The sequence below is a fragment of the Halomonas hibernica genome (assembly GCF_013183775.1).
In the GTDB taxonomy this organism is placed as follows: domain Bacteria; phylum Pseudomonadota; class Gammaproteobacteria; order Pseudomonadales; family Halomonadaceae; genus Vreelandella; species Vreelandella citrativorans.
Map to the genome: position 1 here is coordinate 280,962 of NZ_VIFN01000003.1, position 17,971 is coordinate 298,932.

The following is a 17,971-nucleotide window of genomic DNA, read 5'->3' on the forward strand; positions in this document are numbered from 1 at the left end:
CGTTTATGCGTGGGAGACGGGTTTGACCATATCAATATGCGGTATGCCGTCTTCATCGTAGGGCTCACTGATGCGCTCGAACCCAAACGACTCGTAGAAAGCGTTTAAATAGACTTGCGCGCCGATCTTGATGCCCAGACCAGGATAGGTTTGCTCGGTAAAACGAATCGCCTCGCTCATAAGCGCCCGACCATACTGATGCCCTCGAAAAGCCTTAAGGGTCATCACCCGGCCAATCGAGGGCTCAGAAAACTTATCACCCGGCCCCACTACTCGGATATACGCCGCGAGCTGACCATCAACCGTTGCGGAAAGATGCCAGGCAAGCGGGTCCAGCTCATCAATTTCCTGATAGGCACACCGCTGTTCCACCACAAACACCGCTATGCGTGCCTTTACGATTTCATAGAATTCGCGCGTGCTTAATTCGTCCAGTCGCGACCAGCAAAAACGTAAAGACATCGCGGTGTAATCTCCATCGGGCATTAAGAATTCAAACCGTATAAAACGCCGATTATACATGGTCCGACATACGGCCATCTCGCCAAATAGTCACTAAACCTCTGCAGCCAACACAGCCTGCGACACAGATATCTCACGGAATGGCCACGTTCAGCACCTCACGGCTTCTCAACACTGCTCAAAAACTGCTTAAGTAGCGCGTCAAGCTGCGCCCGCTGCTTGTCACTCAAACCACTAACCAGCTCTGCTTGGGTCTCTACATGGGCGGCAACGGCTTCATCAATTAACGCAAACCCTTTCTCAGATAGCGAAATCAGAAATCCTCTCCCGTCGGCAGGGTTTTTGACACGCTCAATCAACTCCGCTTTTTCCAACTGCTGAAGCCGATGCGTCATGGTACCGGATGTCACCATGGTGGAGGCCATTAAGTCGCTGGGTGAAAGCGCATAAGGCGGACCTTCGCGACGCAGCGTGGCCAACACATCAAAGCTTGAGTCATTAAGGCCGTACGCCGCCCACGTCTGCTCCATACGCCGCATCAAGCTCTGATTGAGCCGCTTGAGGCGGCCCAGCGTACCCATCGGAGCCACGTTTAGGTCGGGGCGCTCTTGCTGCCACTGTGTAAGTATTTTATCGACATGATCCATGGCACTCATGCTCACCCCATTTTAACTTGACGTCAAGGTAAAAACTCAGGTACCTTGACATCAAGCTATTTTCAAAAGACATTTCAAGAGCCATTATATGAGCCACGCCATGCAGCCATCCAAGGCAAGATCAGGGGCACCTCCCAAACAGAAGCGACTTGCCGCATTTATCTATCTTTTAGCAGGTGGCGCGCTGCTGGGGCTTTCGACCAACGTGGCCAAACTGGCCGGTGATGCGCAGCTGTCGCCTCTCGCCTTTCTATTTTGGTCGATTACTGGCGCGGCTTTAATTCTGCTGGTAGTAGCAGCACTACGCAGCAATTTGCCGCCTGTCACGGGTCGTACGCTTGAGTATTACCTGGTTTCGGCCTTTGTCGGCGTGGCGGGTTCTAACCTGATTTTCTTCTCGGCCATTCCGCATATTGGTGCAGGTTTTGTCGCCCTTGTGATTACATTGCCGCCGTTGCTTACCTACGTTGGTGCGCTGATAGTAAAGCTGGAACGCTTTCAGATGATGCGGGCGATGGGCGTTATGTCAGCGCTCGCGGGCGCCGTCACCTTGGCAGCTCACAAGCTTTCCGCGCCTGATGCCGACTATGTGTGGATTTTGCTGGCGTTGGCGGGGCCGGTACTGTTGGCCATCGGCAATCTTTACCGAACGTTGCGCTGGCCAGCAGGTGTCTCAGGCGACGCTCTTGCGCCCGGTATGCTAGTCGCCGCGGCGGCTCTTCTGTTCAGCGTCGGCCTGCTGCCTGGATTTTCGCTTGGTATTCCAAGCGGGCAACGCCTTCCACTTCTTCTAATTGCCCTTCAATCAATGGTATTTGCAGGCCAGTTTTTACTGCTATTTCTGCTTCAGAAAACCGGTGGACCAGTGCTTCTCAGCCTGCTGGGTTCCGTCGGCGCCGTGGTTGGCGTACCGGTTGCGATAGTACTTCAAGGAGAAGCCGCGCCGGAGGGTTTATTACCCGGCGCCCTGCTGATAGGCACAGGTATCGCTCTGCTTAACATTGGCAAAGCCAAGCAAATTTCCTAAATAAACAAAGGCATATCTGGCAGACATCACTTAAACAATACGCCGTTCCATGTAGTGAGTATTGCCTTCCGTTTTACGAATGTGAAAGCCCATGCGTTCGTAGAGCGCGACGGCAGGATTAATGCAGAACACCCGAAGTCGCAGCGTATCGATATTCGATTGCCGCGCCCTGTGTACCATATGATGGATGGCTGCCGTACCAAAACCCTGACGCTGCCACTGCGGCGCGATTTGCAGCTCGCGAATATAGCAAGCCTCGGTAGCCTGGTTGATACACAGTAGGCCCACCGGATGCGTGTTGATGACCAACTGATAGCTTTCCAGGGTGCGCCACTCACTTTCAAACAAGGCGCTGTCCCAGTGCATATCTAACTGATCATAGTAGCTGGACATATTCTGGCGGATCAGTTGCTCTGCAAAACCCCTATCGCTGGTCGGCTGAAAGAGCGGCGTCATATTTACTCCCGGCGCTCCTGTCGGCACCTGTTGCGAAAGCACTTAATTTGGCTTTGGCTATTATTTTATACGGGCTGCACACGTAAATCCCTGACTCAGGCAGTGCTTCGCGCTGCATCGCTAGCTAAAGCTACTCCTACAACAGCAGGCAAGCGCACCGGGGTTGTTAAAATTGCTCCTACAGCGGTAGGCCAACGCACCGGGGTTGTTAAAACTGCTCCTACAACGAAGGCTAACGCACCGGGGTTGTGGGAGCTGAGTTCACTCGGCGATGGCGGCGCTAGCCGCCCTTGAGTATGCACCGCCACCAAACCCGGCAGCGCTTCGCGCTGCATCGCTAGCTAAAGCTACTCCTACAACGGAGGCAAGCGCACCGGGGTTGTGGGAGCTGAGTTCACTCGGCGATGGCGGCGCAGCCGCCCTTGGGTATGCACCGCCACCAAACCCGGCAGCGCTTCGTGCTGCATCGCTAGCTAAAGCTACTCCTACAACGGTAGGCAAACGCACTAGGGTTGTTAAAACTGCTCTACGGTATTTCTATTCCAACTGAAACGGGTAAACCGATCCTATTTGCAGAAGCTGTGTTAGCTCGTCCAGCGCGGTGAGCGATTCTTCTACCAACTGAGGATCGGCAAGGTCTTGTAGGGCGAGACGGTCGCGGTAGTGTCGGTTGACCCAAGCAGTAAGGTCTTCGTAAAGATCATTGGTGAGCAATACGCGGCCGGTCAGTGCTGCGCGCTCGGCTTCTGAAAGAGCAACGCGCAGGCGCAGGCAAGCGGGGCCGCCGCCGTTGCGCATGCTTTGCTTGACGTCTTTCACCACCACGTCACTGATGGGGTTATTGCCTGCCAGCAGGTAGTCTTGAACGGTGCGCCAGACGGCTTCACGCTCCTGACATTCGCTGGGCACGACCAGCGTCATGGTACCATCGGGGTTGGAAAGCAGCTGCGAGTTAAACAGGTACGACGCCACTGCATCTTCCAGGCTCACTGCTTCAATGGGTACGCGGACAGGAATCAAGGGCGTCGTCATCTTGCGGCGCAGCTCGCCGAGCGTGCCCTCTTCGTCCAAAAAAGCCATTTCGTGATACAGCAGCACGGGGCCATTGCCCACGGCGATGACGTCGTTATGAAATACACCTGCATCAATAGCATCTGGATGCTGCTGGGCAAACACCGTTTGCGCTTCACTCAAACCATGCTGACGGGCAATGGCTTGGCTAGCTTCCAGCGTTTGGCGGGCAGGATAGCGAGCGGGTTCGCGCTCGCCGCTACGCACGTCACCAAACGCTTGGCGGCCATACACAAACAAATGAACGCCTGGCTCACCGTACTCACCACACAGGCGAGTATGATTGGCAGCACCTTCATCGGAAAACGCCGGCGTGGCGGGCAGCACTGGGTGGTGGGCGAAGTGCTGTTCGCTGTGAAAAATGGCCTGCAGCACACGGCCCGTGGTCTGCGGCTCAAGAAAGCGATGAAAGCTTGATTGCAGATTGGCCGGGGTAAAATGAACCCGGCGGTCCGGCGCGTCGATGCTGGGGGTAACGGTGCCCGCATTAGCCGTCCACATGCTGGAAGCCGAGCAAACGGCCCGCAACAGCTGTGGTGCATCGGCGGCAGCGCGGGCGAGCACTTCGTGGTTGCTGCCGCTAAACCCTAAATCGCGCAGCGCGCCGATATCCGGGCGCTGTTGAGGCGGCAGAACGCCTTGGGCGTAGCCTGCCTTCATCAAGGATTTCATTTTTAAAAGCCCTTGTAGCGCCCCCTCTTTAGGATTGGACTCAAAGCCGCCGTGGCTCATGGAAGCCACATTGCCTACGGCGAGCCCTGAGTAGTTATGCGTCGGGCCTACCAGGCCGTCAAAATTGACTTCCCTAACGTTACTGATCACAGGTGTACTCACAGACTAACTCCCGGCGGCAGAGTATCGGGCATCTCCAACGCCTCGGCTTCCATGGAGGCCACCGGATAGGCGCAGTAGTCCGCCGCATAGTACGCGCTGGGGCGATGGTTGCCGCTGTCGCCGACGCCGCCGAACGGCGCATCACCCGAAGCCCCGGTAGTCTGGCGATTCCAGTTCACAATACCCGCACGGATGCGCAGCAGAAAATCGTCCCAGTCGGCCTTTTCACCGCCAATCAAACCCGCTGAGAGGCCATAGCGCGTGTTATTGGCAAGCTTTAACGCCTCGTCCCAATCGTGGTAACGGTGCACCTTCAATAACGGGCCAAAGTACTCCTCGTCAGGCACTTCCAGGCCCGTCACATCGATTAACGCAGGCGTGAGCAGACTGGTATTGTCTTTAACACGCTGCATACGGTTAATCACCGTGCCACCCAACGCCTCCAGCGCATCCTGTGCTTTTAGCAGGCCATCAGCCGCCGCCACACTGACCAGGCCGCCGTAAAACGGTGTGGGCGACTCATCAAACTGCCCGGCCACATGAAGCCTGGCAATCGCTTCGGAAAGCGCGTCAATTAGCCGGTCGCCAACCTCGCCCTGGGGTACGATTAAACGGCGAGCACACGTGCAGCGCTGGCCGCCGGACAGAAAGGCGGATTGCAAAATGGCCAGCACGGCGGCGCGCTCATCGTCCACGTCCTTGACCACCAGCGGATTGTTGCCCCCAAGCTCCAGTGCGAGGATTTTATCCAACTGCCCGGCAAACTGCTGTTGCAGCATGCCGCCAACCTTTGCACTGCCGGTAAACAGCAGGCCATCGATCCTTGGGTGTGCAGAGAGCGCCTGGCCCACCGGTACACCGCCTTGAACAAGATTGATGACGCCAGCAGGCAGCCCGGCTTCTTGCCAGCACTGCAGCGCCAAGTCCGCGGTTAGCGGTGTTTGATCGCTCGGTTTGAAGACCACCGTGTTGCCCGCCAGTAGAGCCGGCACCATGTGACCGTTAGGTAAGTGGCCCGGGAAGTTATAGGGGCCAAACACCGCCATCACACCATGCGGGCGGTGGCGCAGCACCGCTTTGGCACTGCCTACAGCTTTTTCGCGCTCGCCGGTGCGCTCCTTGTACGCCTTGAGTGAGAGCGTTATTTTCCCCACCATAGCGCCCGCTTCCGTGCGCGCTTCCCAAAGCGGCTTGCCGGTTTCAGAGGCAATAGCGACAGCCAGCGCTTCACTGCGCGATTTAAGTACCTCAGCAAAACGCTCGACCAACGCCTGGCGTTCGCTAAAGGGCGTTTTTGCCCATTCGGGAAACGCCTTACGCGCAGCGGCTACTGCTTCTTCAACCTGCGAATCACTGGCTGATGCCCCTTGCCAGAGCAGCCCTCCTGAGACGGGGTCAAACTTACTAAACGATGCTGCAGCGCCATTCACCCAGGCGCCGTTGATAAGCTGCTGTTGTTGGGCGTGCATCATGCTCTCCTACCTGTTCAGGTTTCCAGAAGCCGCACGGCATCACCTGTGGTCACCCCTAGGCGCTCGGCTTCTGTGTGGCTTAAAACAATCGTATCGCGGGTGGGTGCACGGCCTATCCACGCGGCGGTAAAGGCCTGCATGGTGGTGGTCGCGGCCAACCAGCGGCTAACGCTCTCATCAGGCGCCTTGGTCGATACTTCAACGTGATATAGCTGCGAATTGCGCACAGCCCGCACATCGTCGATATAGGCTTCAACCGTCGGGCCACCGTCAAAAATATCGATATAGCCTTCCCAGCGCAGCCCCTCTTTTTTGAGCATTTCAAGGGCGGGCCGAGTATGCCGATGCACTTGACCAATACACGCGCGCGCCTCCTCGGTCATAAACGTGGTGTAAATGGGAAAGCGCGGCATTAATTCACCGATAAAGCTTTTCTGCCCAAGACCGGTCAAGCGGTCGGCTTCGCTGAAGTCCATGGGAAAAAAGTGTTTTCCCAGGCTCTCCCAGAAGGGACTGCGGTTCTGCTCATCGAACACGCCGCGCATTTCAGCGAGCACTTTCTCAGGAAAACGATCACGAAACTGTGCAATAAACAGCCAGCGCGCCTTGGAGAGCAGCGCACCGTTGCGCAGGTGTTTATTGGCCTCGCCGCGGTATTCCGGGCGCAAAAACAGTGAGCAGACTTCGGCATCGCCGGTATGGTCAGAGCTTAAAAACAGCGTATCGATGGTGCGGTGTAAATCCAGCTGTACCGACGAGTGCGCCAGCGTGCCCAACCGATAATTATAAAAAGGCACTTCGTGCCCTACCTGGCCTTCAATGGCACAGCAGCCAGCCAGCTCGCCACTGGCCTCATCTTCCAGCACAAAGAAGTAGAGCCGATTGTTAACCGGGGTACGCTCTTCAAACGCGCGGACAGACGTTTCTATTTTTTCTGCCAGAAATTCCCGGTTATTGGGCAGCGAGGTAAAGCCCACGCCCGCCTGCTGCGCAAGCGCCAGCAACCCATCAACATCTGCACGGGCGATAGGACGAATGCGCATCATATTTCTCCTTCATCAAAGGCATCCACCGCGCTGGGCAGAGTAAGTGGTGCGGCAAATACAGCTCGCCCCTCCTCTACTCCCAAGCGTTTGGCATCCGCCTCTGAAAGCATCAGTTGCCCAGTGGCTGAAAGCGCGTAACGGGCGACAATGCAGCGAAAATCACCCAGCGCCTGATTAGCGATCAAGGCAGGTTCGGCATCGGGAAGTGTTTCGTCCGGACGAAGGCGTACCGGATGCCAGGCGGCACGGTTGAATGTCGCCAAACGCTCGCGTTCGGCTTTCACAAGCGGCCCCGCGTCGAAAATGTCCACATGGCGCGAGCGCACGAAGCCTTCGGCAAGCATCTCCTGCAAAGCTTCTTCATGCGCAGGATGCTCCCGGCCAATCGCCGCCCGGGCCGGTGGCGTCAACAGCGGCAAATAGAGCGGGAACTGAGGCATCACCTCGGCAATAAAGCTTTTGGAGCGCACACCTGCGATGTGGTTGATATCGTGAAAACTGCGCGCAAAAAAGTGGTGGCCCACACTTTCCCAAAAGGGCGATTCGTTCTGCGCATCCAGGTAACCGGGAAACGCCACGGCCAATATGCGCGAAAAACGCTCGGGGTACTGGGCAATAAACATCAGCCGAGCACGCCGCAACAGGCTTTCGGCGCTGGTCCCTTTGTAACGCGGATTTAGCGAATACGCGCACAGCAGCGTAGCGTCAGAAACTTCATGAGAGAGCGCCAGGGTTTGTACTTCGCGACGTACGTTGAGCTGTTGAGATGCATGAATCAACGTTTCCTGGCGGTAGGTGTAGTAGGCCTCATTGGCGCCCGCCTGGGCACGAATAGTGGCCGTTCCCAGTATTTCACCATGCCCCGCCTCATCCACCAGCACGCTATTTTCAAGCACAAAGGTGTAGTGCTCGTTACCCGGAAACTCGATCTCATCATTAAACGCCGCCAGGGAGCGCCCAATGCGCTCCTCTAAACGTTCGCGGTTAGCGGGCAGGTTGGTAAGCTTGGGAGTCGCATGCTCTGCCAACATGACCAGCGCTTCGAGATCCGCCATTTTTACCGGACGAATGACCAGCATTCTTAACGCCCCTCTCTCAATGTCGCCGTGGGCGAATTCATGCGTTGGCAACAAAGCGCTCAATCGCACGCTCCAAACGGGCCATACCTTCAGCAATGTCTGCCTCCGGCACTACCAGTGAAGGCGCCAGGCGAAGCACGTTAGGACCTGCAATCAGTGCCATTACGCCTTCTTCGATGGCCAGCGGCAGAATATCCTTGGCGCGGCCTTCATAGGCGTCCGACATCTGGGCACCTATCAACAGCCCCATGCCGCGAATTTCTTTAAACACGCCATGCTTGCGATTAATGGTTTCCAACTGCTCACGGAACAGGTCGTGGCGCTTTTGAATGCCTTCCAGTACGTCTGGCGTATCGATAAATTCCAGCGCAGCCAACGCAATCGCGGAGCCCAAGGCATTACCGCCGTAGGTAGAACCATGGGTTCCAAACGCGAGGGATTTGGCGACGCTGTCGGTTGCCAGCATCGCGCCAACCGGGAAGCCGCCACCCAGCGACTTGGCACTGGTGAGAATATCGGGCGTTACGCCATAACGCTCATAGGCATACAACGTACCGCAACGGCCAACCCCGGTTTGCACTTCATCAAATACCAGCAGCGCATTGTGCTGATCGCAAAGCTCGCGCAGGCCTTCTAGAAACTCGGGGGTGGCGGGCAAAATGCCGCCTTCACCCTGCATGGGTTCGACCATCACCGCGCACGTGTCATCGCCCATTAAGGCGCGCGCACTGTCAAGATCATTAAACTCAGCGTGTAAAATACCGCCAGGCACTGGACCAAACCCCTGGGAGTACTTGGGCTGACCACCTACGCTCACTGTAAACAGCGTGCGGCCATGAAAGGATTGGCTGAAGGAGATGATCTTGTCTTTCTTTTCGCCGTAATGGTCTACCGCGTAGCGGCGCGCCAGCTTCAGTGCGGCCTCGTTGGCTTCACCGCCGGAAGAGCATAGGTACACCTTGTCAGCAAAGGTCCGTTCAACCAGCTTTTTAGCCAACTTAAGCGCGGGTTCATTGGTATAGATATTGGAGAGATGCCAGAGTTTTTCCCCCTGCTCTTTTAAGGCATTCACCAACACGGGATGGCAATGACCCAGCGAGTTCACCGCGATACCGCCCGCAAAATCAATATATTCACGCCCCTGCTGATCCCACAAGCGGCTGCCTTCTCCGCGCACCGGAATAATCTGCTGCGGCGCATAGTTGGGAGTCATGTAGTGATCAAAATCCTGCCGGGTTGGGGTCGTGCTCATGGGTCAGTCCCTCTCGTTGAGTCAATCAGTTATATCAGTATACGGGGCGAGCAAGCTCACCCGCTTTCAGTAATGTGACGGTAAATTATGTAATGCTGCCCATATTTCAGATTATTTCTGAAGGGAGGTCTCTGGTGCTAATGCGTTACTGCAGGTTTTGCGACGTGGGCGTGCATCAGCTCAAACGCTCTTCCCGTGGGGTTAATCCAAAATGATTGCGGTAAGCCGTTGAGAAATGAGCCGCCGAGGAAAACCCCGTCGCAAACGCGATATCGCCTACCGAGCGATCACTTTCACGCAACTGTTTACGGGCATCCTGCAAACGCAAATTGAGGTAATAGCGGCTAGGCACCGCCTGAAGATATTTTTTAAACAGGCGCTCCAACTGGCGGCGGGAAATGCCTAAATGCTCAGCCAGCTCCAGGGTCGAAAGCGGCTCTTCTATGTTGGCTTCCATCAGCGTCACAGCGTCTACCAAGCTCTGCGGGGCGTGGCCCAAGCGGTGGCGCAGCGGCACATGTTGGCGCTCATCGGCCATGCGGATTCGCTCACACATAAAGTGTTCTGACACCTGCTCAACCAGATGACTGCTCTGCTGTTGGCGCACCAGCGTCAGCATCATGTCCATGGCCGCCGTACCACTGGCACAGGTGATCCGGTTGCGGTCGATCTCAAACAGCTGTTGCGACAACGCCACCTGAGGATACGCTTGGGAAAAGGCCGCAAAACGTTGCCAGGGTAAGGTCGCTCGATAGCCTTCCAGCAATCCCGTGCGGGCCAATACTTCAGCCCCTCCCGCTAATCCGCCCAGCATCGTTCGGCTTGGCTGGTGGCGCAGCCACTCCATTAGTTTGGCCGGTAACGCATAGGGCAGAGGCGAAGGCGCGCAGATAAGCACCATGTCCAGATGAGGCGGCGCCCCTTCCAGGGTGTAGTCAGCATGACAGGATAATTGAGCGCTGCTTCGCACCGGCTGCTCATCGGTACTGAGCGTAAACACCTGATAGAGCACCTGGCCGCTAAGCTGATTAGCCATCAGCAACGGCTCGACGGCACTGGCATGTGAGAGCATGGAAAAGCCAGGCAGCAGTAATACCCCAATGCGCTGGCGCGCAAGTGTTAACGGGGGAGACAAAGAGCTGAGCTGCATGCCAAAACGCCATCAGTAAATGAAACGTCATCTTACCCAATTGTGACGTTTTGGGCAGTGCCTGATAGCTCCCAATAGAAAAAGGTGTCGCCGTACGCTGGGCTTAGGCTATGAAGATAAAGAGCTGAGGCCCGGGAGGCCGTAGCGATCAATAGCCTACTCTTTAAAACGGTCTTGAGGCCCGTTCTGGGAAAACGTCTTAGGAAACCATCGCAGTAACGTTCTGCTGAACGGCGCGATGCCTAACATTTGCTTGAAGCCAGGCACCCACCTCACACTCTAAACATGGCGTATCAATCACACCCTGTACAGTTGCTTGTGGCAGTAGCGTGGCCCTGGCATGCGCTTTCAGCGTGCCTGAAACATGGCCATCAACGGTGACAAAACCACCTTCTATATAGGGTGCTACTTGCCCTGATGCATTCACCGTTAAAGAATGCTGCGACGCGACGACCCTGCCCTGCACGTTCCCTTTAACCAGCACGGGCTCGTTGGCGGTGATATTCCCCGTAATCGATGTGGCCGCCCCAATTCGGCTGCCCTCTTTTAACGGGGCCACCAGTGGTGTAACGGTGGCTTTAGGTGGTGACTGTTCAACAGCGATGTCAGAAACGAGAGAGACAGCAGGCGACGGTTGAGGCACGTCACCTGAAGAGTATGAGCCTTCAGCGCGCTGCCTTGCCTTACGGCGCCTGCCATCCCATACAATCAGTGTCATTGCGCTAACACCAATAAGAATAAACCATGCTTGAATACCCATACACCGGTCCCGCCACTGTCAATATTTTGCCCAGACTAAGGTTATACGCGATTTATTTTTATGGCGGCGCGAATAACCTCCCCCACTCGGCTTAATTCTGAGCTTTATCCAGCCGTTAAGCAGATTAAAGTATTCAATGACTTTTTATGCTCAACGCGTACGTCTTAAAAGCGCCAGGCCGACATTTACCAGGAGTTAACGATGTTTAATAAAGCCAAGAATGCAACTGCCGAGCAAAAAACGACGCCGCCTAGCTCACCAGACTCAAGTGACACGCTTCTATCGAGCACGCCAACCAGCAGCAATGCGCGCCCCAGCACCTCCATTATCGGTAGCCATACGCAAGTAGAAGGCGACATCAATAGTGATGAGGATTTGACCGTAAAAGGGCGTGTTAGCGGCACTATCACCTGCAAACAGCACACCGTCACATTAGGCGCAAATAGCTATTTTAAAGGCGATGTGTTTGCTCATACTTTGCACGTATCCGGCGAAGTAGAAGGTAATTTAATCGCTTTACACCGCGCAACGATCCACAAGGGCGCCCAAGTGACTGGCACCATCGTATCGCCCTGCCTTGTGCTTGAAGATGGCAGCGTTTTCCACGGCAGCATTGATATGAGCGCCGACAATGAAATGCTAAAAAACAGCTTTAATGACGCGCCCACCCATACCAAAACGTTACCGGCGAAAGGCAATGCGTCAGGTGTTAGTACGCGAGCGACCACCAAAGAGTCATCTGCTGACAAAAAGGCCAGCCTTGCAGAGCAGGAAGAGGTAAAAGCCTAAGTATCGAAACGCACAGTCGCACCTGGCTAGTGCTGATCGCAGCTGAGGGCCGAAGTGATGGGCATAGCGATACATCGTATTGATAACAGAGCCATCAATAGAAAAAGGGCAAGGCGCGAACGCCCTGCCCTTCCTGTCAGCATCTAAGCCGCTTATCGATCAAATCGCTTATTGGTTTTGATTCTGCTTCGCTTCGGATAGCGTCATATCGCTATCGACCTGCGTATAATTATCCTCGACATAATCCTCTGAGGACGCTTCAATCTCGTCACTGCCATACGTGGTATTCATGATGAGCTGTTCATCCTGGAACTCCACTTCATCCATCGGCAAAGCGATTTCTGTCGCGCCGAAGCCCCAGATACCACCGACGGAGATAATGGCAAACAGGTCACCAGAGTCGTTGTGTTGAGCGATATGTTGAATATCACCGATCTCTTCGCCATCCTGGTTAATGACGGCCATACCTTCCAGCTCGCTAACCGGGTGAGACATCAATGAATTATTGCCATCCTGGTCGTTACGATTATCCTGGGCAGCCTGCTGGCGTTCTTGATCGTCATCGCTATTAACGTCGACCTGTGCATCATCGGCTTGCTCGACGTTAACGTCAGGCTCGCCACCCTGCTCAACAGTAACGTTAGGCTCAGCGTCTTCAACGGTAACGTTGGGCTCGGGCTGTTCAATCGTCACGTTGGGTTCAGGCTGCTCGACCGTCACGTCCGGCTCTGACTGCTCTACTCGAATGTTGGGAGAGTCTTGTTCAACTTTTACCTCAGCAGGCTCCTGGTCGACTTCAACGTCCATCGTTTCGTCGCCATTAGGCTGAGACTGAGCACGGCTGTCAGTTGCTGTGCCTTGTGGCTGCGTTTGCGCCGTAGCATCTTGCTGCTGCGTCATTTGATCGGCATTGTCAGTGTCGTTCTGGTTAGCGTCTTGAGCCAGAGCGCCGCCTGAAAGTCCTGCACAAATCGCACCAATAGCAATGGCTAGTGTTGTCCGTTTCATAATATTGCTCCTTGTGTTGGCTTGCACTTAAAAAGCTAGTAGACCTAAGCGCCTAAGAGCAAAGCTAACGATGAATTATAATAAAAATTAACACGTATATTATCACCGCTTACTTAGTAAGACTCGTCAAGAAACAATGGTGAGGTTTTACATTATTCAACAGTGGTCTGGTCGGCATCCTCATCTTTCAAAACTTCCAAGCGGTTACCACCTTGTTCATTCTGCGTATCGTCGCTGTCTATATCGGCCTGGTCAGGCATATCCAAGTCGTCACTTTCGGAACTCTGTTGAGGCCCTTGAGTGCCAGTTTCACGCTCGGTATCACCCTGTTCCTGATTACGGGGAGTGTCCGTACTTTGCTGCTGTCCGGCTGTTGAGCTGTCCTGCTGCTGGGTCATCTGACCGTCGCTCTGTGATGCATCATTTTCATTGGCCAACACGGCTGTTGAAATGCTCGTAAAGATAGCACCGATAGCAATGGCTACTATTGTCCGGTTCATATGATGTCCTCCTTGGATGAGTCACTCTTCAAACGTTAGCCAACGGAGGAAAAAAGTAACAATAAAAAACCATCTTTCTTAAAACTTGTATGAAAGTTAATAACGATCTTGATAATCGTTTAACGACAAAAAAACGCCTTGCCTCATTATACAAGGCAAGGCGAACTCATGAACAAAGTGTTATGGCCTTTCAGGCATTAGATGGCCATGCTCATGACAGTATCTTAATTAGGATGCTGCTGGGCCTGCGTTACGGTCATACTGTTATCTATCTGGCTGAAATTGTCTTCGTCATACTGCTCTGCCGTCGCTTCTATCTCTTCACTACCATAGGTGGTGTTGGTAACCAGTTGGTCGTCCTTCATCTCAATTTCATCTAATGGCAGCGCCACTTCATCGGCACCGATCCCCCATACGCCACCAATGGAAATAACCGCATACAGTTCGCCAGACTCTTTATGCTCAACGATCCGGTCAATATCGCCAATGTCTTCATCCTGCATATTGACCACTGTCATGCCTTCGATATCACTTATTTGGCGAGACATCAGGTCGTTCGGATCATCACTCCCCTCCTGGTCAACATCCGAAGAAGACGCCGCGTTGCCGCCTGTCATAGCGGCGGGCTGCTCATCCTGAGCGTCGTCCTGTTCATCGACCGCCTCTTCCTGTTGTTCCAGCGCACCTTCTGATTGACCATTTTCTTGCTGGTTATCCTCAGCAAACACGCCACTGGACATTCCAGTGCAAAGAGCTGCAATTGCAATCGCTAATGTAGTCCGTTTCATGCTGTCTCTCCTTGAGTGCCACACTCTTACAAGTTAGTTGAGCGAATTGAAAATCACCAATACCCGCCAGTTGCGGGATAATCGCTGCCTGTTTATCCAATCAGTTTCATGACACCGTCTGTTCATGGCATCTTCTGGCCCGCAGTTGAAACGACTCTATTACGAAACGTCTTTTCCTGCGTTGGGATCAGACGCATCGTAATCCTGCGTATCATCAGGCGCTGAACCAGGTTCGTGGGCAGTTTCGGCTTCAAAGCGGCGCGCTGCATCAATTGCTTGCGGCTCAGTGTCGTGGCGGGATATTTCTTGAGGGGCATCAGGCTCGGTAACATCGACAACGCGCCAACCCGATACGATGATCGCGTCGCCCTTGTCTTCGCTAACTGGCTCCACTCGTGCGGTACGGGTCATATTTCCTCCATGGTAAAAGCGAGTAACACTCTGCTTTTAACCATGGCAGAACCTTCAAGGACTTGCGTATCCAGCAGTAAACATTTAACAGTGATTGATTTTGCGCCTGCCGCTAGCGGACTTTACGCGTCAAACGCAAATTGCCGGGCACAAAGGCCCGGCAATTCATTAAACCGGTAAGCAAGTCGCTTACCGGTTTAACGGTTTATAAATTAACTACATCGAACTCAACGTTAGGGTTCACGTCGGCGTCGTAATCAACATCATCACGCTCAAAGCCGAACAGTTTTAAGAATTCATGCTTATAGCCAGCGTAATCGGTGATATCAAACAGATTCTCGGTAGTCACTTCCGGCCACAGATCCTGGCAAGCCTGTTGGATATCGTCGCGCAGCTCCCAATCATCCAAGCGCAGACGGCCTTTATCATCCGTGGCCATGTCGCCGCTCTGCTCTGCGGCATAGAGCCGTTCACCAAAGAGTCGATTGAGCTGATCAATGGTGCCTTCGTGTACGCCCTGCTCTTTCATGATGCGATACACCATGGCGATATACAGCGGCATCACCGGAATAGCTGCACTGGCCTGGGTAACAACAGATTTGAGTACCGCGACATTAGCACCGCCGCCGCTAGTTTTAAGCTTGTCATCAATCGCCGTGGCCGCACGGTCCAGGTCTTCCTTGGCTTTACCCAAGGCGCCGTGCCAGTAAATCGGCCAGGTAATTTCCGTACCGATATAGCTAAACGCCACGCTGCGTGCGCCTTTGGCCAGCACGCCCGCCTGGTCCAGTGCGTCCATCCACAGTTCCCAATCTTCGCCACCCATCACGGTGATGGTATCGTCGATTTCCTGCTGAGTGGCAGGCTCCACTTCTGCCTCGATAATCCGGTCTTTATTGGTATCAATGGCCGTGGCGCGGTAGGTCTCACCGATCGGCTTCAGGCTTGAGCGCTTGAGCTCACCGCTATCCGGCAGCTTGCGCACAGGCGATGCCAGTGAGTACACCACCAGGTCGATTTCGCCCATATCTTGCTTGATCAGCTCAATGGCTTTTTCACGCGCTTCATTAGAGAACGCATCGCCATTGATCGACTTGCTGTAAAGACCTTCCTGCTTGGCAAACTTGTCAAACGCTGCGCTATTGTACCAACCCGCCGTACCGGTTTTGGTGTCACTGCTGGGCTTTTCAAAAAACACGCCCAGCGTATCGGCGCCGTAACCAAAGGCAGCGGTAATCCGAGCAGCCAAGCCGTAACCGCTGGAAGCCCCGATCACCAACACTTTTTTGGGGCCGGCGCTTTTATCCAAACCACGCGCGCGGGTTGCTTCAATCTGCTCAAGCACGTTTTGCTCGCAGCCTTTAGGGTGAGTAGTCGTGCAGATAAAGCCGCGTACTTTGGGTTTAATAATCACATCGAACCTCACTATCGGATTGATTTCATTATCAGCATGACAATGCTGTAAGCATGGCGGCTATTTTAGCTTGCCAGGCGGTCGCTGTCCGCTCTTGAGCTTATTTGCCTTTCACGGCAGGATAGTGCCCCTTCTTTTAAATGCCTGCGAGGCCATCATGAACGCACAGCAACTAGTCGACGAGCGCGGCGACCTTTGGCTTGCCTTGGCCCCCTTATGGCTAGACCGCGAACCCAGCGAACGGGATTACGCCCGCATGGTCGAGGTCATTAACCAGTACGACATGCCGCTGATGGAGCTTGAGTGGATGTTTCGCCTGGAGCTAGCCCCGGTGATGTCACGCCATCAACTTTCGATTGCCAGCGAATGGCGAAAATTTGATGACCATAAGCTGATGCAACAGTTAGTGAGCCATAACCTGCGCTTAAAGGGGTGGCGGCGCAAAGGCTGGGCGCTTTTTTCCGGGCTAACTACCATGATGGTACGCCACCGCTGGGTCGAGCTTATGAACCGCGTTAAGGTTGCCCGTGGAGAGCATTAAGCCGCCGTCAACACTCTGGTTCGTTGATGGCCAATGACCTACTCACGATCCAGCGCCGCTTCCAATGCCAAGCGTAAGGGTTGCCCATGATCTCGCGGGCCAAAACGGGCAATGACCCTGCCATCGCGTCCAACCAGGAACTTGGTGAAATTCCACTTAATGGCTTGAGTGCCCAAGACCCCGGGCGCCTGTTGTTTCAGCATGACAAATAGCGGGTGTGCGTGGTTACCATTAACACTGATTTTTTCCATCAACGGGAAGCTTATCCCGTACGTTTGCTCACCAAAAGTACAAAATGCCTCGGCACTTTCCGGCGACTGACGGCCAAACTGGTTGCAGGGAAACCCCAGCACGGTGAAGCCACGGTCACGATAGCGCTGGTATAACGCCTCAAGCTCTTTTAATTGCGGCGTAAATCCGCATTGGCTGGCCACATTAACTACCAACAGCACTTGCCCACGCAGCGCGCGTAAATTAAACGGCTGCCCTTGGTGGGTGTAACAGTCTTGATCGTAAATCGTCATTATTAAGCCTTACACCTTCCAGGCGATATAAACACTACCTTGCCACGGCTACAGGGATGGCACCAGCGCCTTGTATCGATTATTGCCAAGCACAACGGCCTATTAACCCAAGGTAATTGGCCCCATGACAACGCGCAGCGCCAGCGCAATCAGTAGCACGCCGGTTAATCGATTGATCCAGTGCGCATGGCGCTGCAACCAAGGCAGTACCCGCGAATGCGACAAGCCGACCGCCACCAGCACGTACCAACCACCATCAATAAGCATAGCGGTTAGTACGACGATCATCTTTGCCATACTACTCATATCAGGAGTAACAAACTGGCTCAGCAACGCTACAAAAAAGATAATCAGCTTGGGATTACCCAGCGCTACTAGCATCCCCTCTTTGGCCGCCTGACGGCGAGTGGTTACCGCCCCCTGTTGACTCATTGCCCCCGCCCTACCAGCCCGTAACGCCTTGATGCCTAACCAGGCTAAATAGGCGGCGCCCGCCCAGGTAACCAGTTGAAAAACGTCAGGCGAACGAGTCACTAACGCGCCCAGCCCCCAGACGGTCAAAAGCGCATAAAATCCAACACCAGCCGCATGAAATAAGGCAGCGGTAATGCCTGGCCACCGCCCACCGCCCAGCGTGTGTTTTAAAACCAGAGCGAGGCTGGGCCCGGGCGACATCGCCCCCATGGCGCAGATAGCCGCGAGTGACAACCAGAGTGAGAACGGCATTTTTT

20 protein-coding genes are annotated in these 17,971 nt (G+C 54.4%); 3 read left to right on the plus strand and 17 right to left on the minus strand.

Annotated elements, in window-relative coordinates; genetic code table 11:
- Positions 1 to 3: 3 nt before the first annotated feature.
- A complete protein-coding gene (locus FKN99_RS07345) occupies positions 4 to 462 on the minus strand; it encodes a GNAT family N-acetyltransferase (RefSeq protein ID WP_172117249.1) in 459 nt (152 codons plus the stop codon).
- Between the two features lie 158 nt (positions 463 to 620).
- Positions 621 to 1,118, minus strand: coding sequence for a MarR family winged helix-turn-helix transcriptional regulator (locus FKN99_RS07350; RefSeq protein ID WP_253926990.1), 498 nt, complete (start codon positions 1,116 to 1,118; stop codon positions 621 to 623).
- An 88-nt stretch (positions 1,119 to 1,206) separates the two neighbouring features.
- Between FKN99_RS07350 and FKN99_RS07355 the strand changes: the two genes are divergently transcribed.
- Positions 1,207 to 2,145 carry a DMT family transporter gene (locus tag FKN99_RS07355; protein WP_253926991.1) on the plus strand — a complete coding sequence of 313 codons (939 nt, stop codon included), beginning with the start codon at positions 1,207 to 1,209 and terminating at the stop codon, positions 2,143 to 2,145.
- Between the two features lie 30 nt (positions 2,146 to 2,175).
- On the opposite strand, the gene FKN99_RS07360 is transcribed toward FKN99_RS07355, so the two are convergent.
- The 8 genes from FKN99_RS07360 to FKN99_RS07395 all read right to left on the minus strand — a co-directional run bounded on the left by FKN99_RS07360 (position 2,176) and on the right by FKN99_RS07395 (position 11,265).
- The gene (locus FKN99_RS07360) at positions 2,176 to 2,601 is read right to left on the minus strand and encodes a GNAT family N-acetyltransferase (protein ID WP_172117250.1); all 426 of its coding nucleotides are present in this window, start codon (positions 2,599 to 2,601) and stop codon (positions 2,176 to 2,178) included.
- 537 nt (positions 2,602 to 3,138) lie between these two features.
- A complete protein-coding gene (gene astB / locus FKN99_RS07365; protein ID WP_319941251.1) occupies positions 3,139 to 4,506 on the minus strand; it encodes an N-succinylarginine dihydrolase in 1,368 nt (455 codons plus the stop codon).
- The gene (gene astD / locus FKN99_RS07370) at positions 4,503 to 5,975 is read right to left on the minus strand and encodes a succinylglutamate-semialdehyde dehydrogenase (RefSeq protein WP_172117327.1); all 1,473 of its coding nucleotides are present in this window, start codon (positions 5,973 to 5,975) and stop codon (positions 4,503 to 4,505) included. The genes astB and astD overlap by 4 nt, the downstream gene beginning before the upstream one ends.
- A 17-nt stretch (positions 5,976 to 5,992) precedes the next feature.
- Positions 5,993 to 7,021 (minus strand): arginine N-succinyltransferase, encoded by a 1,029-nt coding sequence (gene astA / locus FKN99_RS07375; protein ID WP_172117328.1) that lies wholly within the window; start codon positions 7,019 to 7,021, stop codon positions 5,993 to 5,995.
- Entirely contained in the window at positions 7,021 to 8,103 is a 1,083-nt protein-coding gene (locus FKN99_RS07380) for an arginine N-succinyltransferase (RefSeq protein ID WP_172117329.1), read from the minus strand. The genes astA and FKN99_RS07380 overlap by 1 nt, the downstream gene beginning before the upstream one ends.
- A gap of 37 nt (positions 8,104 to 8,140) precedes the next feature.
- Complete coding sequence (locus tag FKN99_RS07385; RefSeq protein ID WP_172117251.1) at positions 8,141 to 9,355, minus strand: aspartate aminotransferase family protein; 1,215 nt, start codon at positions 9,353 to 9,355, stop codon at positions 8,141 to 8,143.
- Between the two features lie 175 nt (positions 9,356 to 9,530).
- Positions 9,531 to 10,505, minus strand: a complete 975-nt coding sequence (locus tag FKN99_RS07390) for a GlxA family transcriptional regulator (RefSeq protein ID WP_172117252.1) — start codon at positions 10,503 to 10,505, stop codon at positions 9,531 to 9,533.
- 199 nt (positions 10,506 to 10,704) lie between these two features.
- Positions 10,705 to 11,265, minus strand: a complete 561-nt coding sequence (locus FKN99_RS07395) for a bactofilin family protein (protein WP_172117253.1) — start codon at positions 11,263 to 11,265, stop codon at positions 10,705 to 10,707.
- A gap of 201 nt (positions 11,266 to 11,466) precedes the next feature.
- Between FKN99_RS07395 and FKN99_RS07400 the strand changes: the two genes are divergently transcribed.
- A complete protein-coding gene (locus FKN99_RS07400) occupies positions 11,467 to 12,054 on the plus strand; it encodes a bactofilin family protein (RefSeq protein WP_172117254.1) in 588 nt (195 codons plus the stop codon).
- A 168-nt stretch (positions 12,055 to 12,222) separates the two neighbouring features.
- Here FKN99_RS07400 and FKN99_RS07405 read toward each other — a convergent pair whose 3' ends face one another.
- The 5 genes from FKN99_RS07405 to fabV all read right to left on the minus strand — a co-directional run bounded on the left by FKN99_RS07405 (position 12,223) and on the right by fabV (position 16,175).
- Positions 12,223 to 13,062 carry a PRC-barrel domain-containing protein gene (locus FKN99_RS07405; RefSeq protein WP_172117255.1) on the minus strand — a complete coding sequence of 280 codons (840 nt, stop codon included), beginning with the start codon at positions 13,060 to 13,062 and terminating at the stop codon, positions 12,223 to 12,225.
- Between the two features lie 152 nt (positions 13,063 to 13,214).
- Positions 13,215 to 13,562 carry a hypothetical protein gene (locus FKN99_RS07410; protein ID WP_172117256.1) on the minus strand — a complete coding sequence of 116 codons (348 nt, stop codon included), beginning with the start codon at positions 13,560 to 13,562 and terminating at the stop codon, positions 13,215 to 13,217.
- Between the two features lie 224 nt (positions 13,563 to 13,786).
- On the minus strand, positions 13,787 to 14,350 hold the full coding sequence (locus FKN99_RS07415; RefSeq protein ID WP_172117257.1) for a PRC-barrel domain-containing protein: 564 nt from the start codon (positions 14,348 to 14,350) through the stop codon (positions 13,787 to 13,789).
- 159 nt (positions 14,351 to 14,509) lie between these two features.
- Positions 14,510 to 14,761 (minus strand): hypothetical protein, encoded by a 252-nt coding sequence (locus FKN99_RS07420; RefSeq protein ID WP_172117258.1) that lies wholly within the window; start codon positions 14,759 to 14,761, stop codon positions 14,510 to 14,512.
- A 205-nt stretch (positions 14,762 to 14,966) separates the two neighbouring features.
- On the minus strand, positions 14,967 to 16,175 hold the full coding sequence (gene fabV, locus FKN99_RS07425; RefSeq protein ID WP_172117259.1) for an enoyl-ACP reductase FabV: 1,209 nt from the start codon (positions 16,173 to 16,175) through the stop codon (positions 14,967 to 14,969).
- 157 nt (positions 16,176 to 16,332) lie between these two features.
- On the opposite strand from fabV, the gene FKN99_RS07430 reads away from it, so the two are divergent.
- Positions 16,333 to 16,716 (plus strand): DUF7079 family protein, encoded by a 384-nt coding sequence (locus FKN99_RS07430; RefSeq protein WP_087106394.1) that lies wholly within the window; start codon positions 16,333 to 16,335, stop codon positions 16,714 to 16,716.
- Between the two features lie 38 nt (positions 16,717 to 16,754).
- Here the strand turns inward: FKN99_RS07430 and FKN99_RS07435 are convergent, their stop codons facing one another.
- Positions 16,755 to 17,240 (minus strand): glutathione peroxidase, encoded by a 486-nt coding sequence (locus FKN99_RS07435; protein WP_172117260.1) that lies wholly within the window; start codon positions 17,238 to 17,240, stop codon positions 16,755 to 16,757.
- Between the two features lie 102 nt (positions 17,241 to 17,342).
- Positions 17,343 to 17,966: a LysE family translocator gene (locus tag FKN99_RS07440; RefSeq protein WP_172117261.1), complete on the minus strand. Its 624-nt coding sequence runs from the start codon at positions 17,964 to 17,966 to the stop codon at positions 17,343 to 17,345.
- Between the last annotated feature and the right edge of the window lie 5 nt (positions 17,967 to 17,971).

Bases quoted from the DNA above. Each gene is read 5' to 3' on its own strand.
- FKN99_RS07345 (WP_172117249.1), bottom strand. From the start codon at position 462: ATGTCTTTACGTTTTTGCTGGTCGCGACTGGACGAATTAAGCACGCGC.
- FKN99_RS07350 (WP_253926990.1), bottom strand. From the start codon at position 1,118: ATGAGTGCCATGGATCATGTCGATAAAATACTTACACAGTGGCAGCAA.
- FKN99_RS07355 (WP_253926991.1), top strand. From the start codon at position 1,207: ATGAGCCACGCCATGCAGCCATCCAAGGCAAGATCAGGGGCACCTCCC.
- FKN99_RS07360 (WP_172117250.1), bottom strand. From the start codon at position 2,601: ATGACGCCGCTCTTTCAGCCGACCAGCGATAGGGGTTTTGCAGAGCAA.
- astD (WP_172117327.1), bottom strand. From the start codon at position 5,975: ATGCACGCCCAACAACAGCAGCTTATCAACGGCGCCTGGGTGAATGGC.
- astA (WP_172117328.1), bottom strand. From the start codon at position 7,021: ATGCGCATTCGTCCTATCGCCCGTGCAGATGTTGATGGGTTGCTGGCG.
- FKN99_RS07380 (WP_172117329.1), bottom strand. From the start codon at position 8,103: ATGCTGGTCATTCGTCCGGTAAAAATGGCGGATCTCGAAGCGCTGGTC.
- FKN99_RS07385 (WP_172117251.1), bottom strand. From the start codon at position 9,355: ATGAGCACGACCCCAACCCGGCAGGATTTTGATCACTACATGACTCCC.
- FKN99_RS07390 (WP_172117252.1), bottom strand. From the start codon at position 10,505: ATGCAGCTCAGCTCTTTGTCTCCCCCGTTAACACTTGCGCGCCAGCGC.
- FKN99_RS07395 (WP_172117253.1), bottom strand. From the start codon at position 11,265: ATGGGTATTCAAGCATGGTTTATTCTTATTGGTGTTAGCGCAATGACA.
- FKN99_RS07400 (WP_172117254.1), top strand. From the start codon at position 11,467: ATGTTTAATAAAGCCAAGAATGCAACTGCCGAGCAAAAAACGACGCCG.
- FKN99_RS07405 (WP_172117255.1), bottom strand. From the start codon at position 13,062: ATGAAACGGACAACACTAGCCATTGCTATTGGTGCGATTTGTGCAGGA.
- FKN99_RS07410 (WP_172117256.1), bottom strand. From the start codon at position 13,562: ATGAACCGGACAATAGTAGCCATTGCTATCGGTGCTATCTTTACGAGC.
- FKN99_RS07415 (WP_172117257.1), bottom strand. From the start codon at position 14,350: ATGAAACGGACTACATTAGCGATTGCAATTGCAGCTCTTTGCACTGGA.
- FKN99_RS07420 (WP_172117258.1), bottom strand. From the start codon at position 14,761: ATGACCCGTACCGCACGAGTGGAGCCAGTTAGCGAAGACAAGGGCGAC.
- FKN99_RS07430 (WP_087106394.1), top strand. From the start codon at position 16,333: ATGAACGCACAGCAACTAGTCGACGAGCGCGGCGACCTTTGGCTTGCC.
- FKN99_RS07435 (WP_172117260.1), bottom strand. From the start codon at position 17,240: ATGACGATTTACGATCAAGACTGTTACACCCACCAAGGGCAGCCGTTT.
- FKN99_RS07440 (WP_172117261.1), bottom strand. From the start codon at position 17,966: ATGCCGTTCTCACTCTGGTTGTCACTCGCGGCTATCTGCGCCATGGGG.